Here is a 1144-nt window from a genome sequence, read left to right as displayed (position 1 = left end):
ATGGTCAACTGTCTCAAAACGGCAGGCATGTCGATCAAAGATATCCGCACATTTATGCAATGGAATTTAGAAGGCGACGCTACCCTCACCAAACGGCTAGACTTCTTCAACCAACTCCACGACACGGTCGAAAACCAGATGAAGCAACTGGAACAAACGCTCAACACGATTGAATACAAGCAACACTATTATCGCCAAGCAGTCGCGGACGGCACTGAAAAATACGTCAAAACCGGCACCACCCATGTTAAAGCGACTGTGAGTGAGCAGGAGTAGTGAAAGTAGCTTCAATTGCACAATAAAAGACGCCGATACAATTCAGAGTTTTGCAAAACCTGGAAGCGTATCGGCGTCTTTGTTGGCATAGAGCTTATTGGCACATGAGGCAATAGTCCCAGTGCCAAGGCGGAGCAATCGTAGGCCAGATGAGCCTCAGTGGTGACATTGTTGTTGGTGGGGCGCCTTTTGCCCCGCCTACAACAAGGCCGAGCTTTAAGACTCAGCCGATTTTGCTGAGGCTTAAAGTCGTGCCCACCACGTTCCAGGCTCAGCTGGCCGGAGATTGCGGAGTTTGGCACGACACGGAACCTATTGCCTAAAAGTCTTCCAACCGCGTTTCAACTTTTCGCCGCTTCGTCGCCACCCATAGCCCAATCAGAAACCAGACAATGGCAATGTACGGGAAAGTATTCATCGGAAACGCGGGAATCGGCCAGAGACTCGTGTAAATCGGGTAAATCAGCACCAGAATCCCGATCACCGGCGCCAGCACATGCTTGAACATCGACCGGCCCTTGTCTTTGCGGAAGTAGACAATGGCGCCGACATTCACCAGCACATAAACCGTCAGCAAGCCCAACATGCCAATGGTCCCAAACCAGTTATACATATCACTGGCACTCACGCCCAAACCGATCGCAAAAATCACATACACGATCAATGCCAGCCCGGTAATGCTATCAAGTGCATGCGTCGGCGTCTGCTTGTCGCCGGTTTCCGCAGCCAACCACGGATGCAGATACCCACTTTTACTAAGTGCTTCCAGCATGAACGCGCCGGCATTAAGTGCACCGAAATAACAGGCAAAGTAGCTGACCATTGCGGCAAAATCCATAAAAATCGCAGCATTAGTCCCCAGATAATG

Annotated in this window: 2 protein-coding genes; one reads left to right on the top strand and one right to left on the bottom strand. The window is 50.6% G+C overall.

Annotated elements, in window-relative coordinates:
* Positions 1 to 276 (top strand): MerR family transcriptional regulator (locus tag BVJ53_RS14115; RefSeq protein WP_462345213.1); only part of this gene is annotated, 276 nt, incomplete at its 5' end.
* Positions 277 to 595: 319 nt separating this feature from the next.
* Here BVJ53_RS14115 and BVJ53_RS14110 read toward each other — a convergent pair.
* On the bottom strand, positions 596 to 1144 hold a 549-nt coding region (locus BVJ53_RS14110), incomplete at its 5' end, for an amino acid permease (protein WP_137295998.1).

It is taken from the genome of Lacticaseibacillus chiayiensis, from assembly GCF_004123795.1.
GTDB lineage: Bacteria > Bacillota > Bacilli > Lactobacillales > Lactobacillaceae > Lacticaseibacillus > Lacticaseibacillus chiayiensis.
This window is presented reverse-complemented; position numbering and strand designations above follow the sequence as displayed.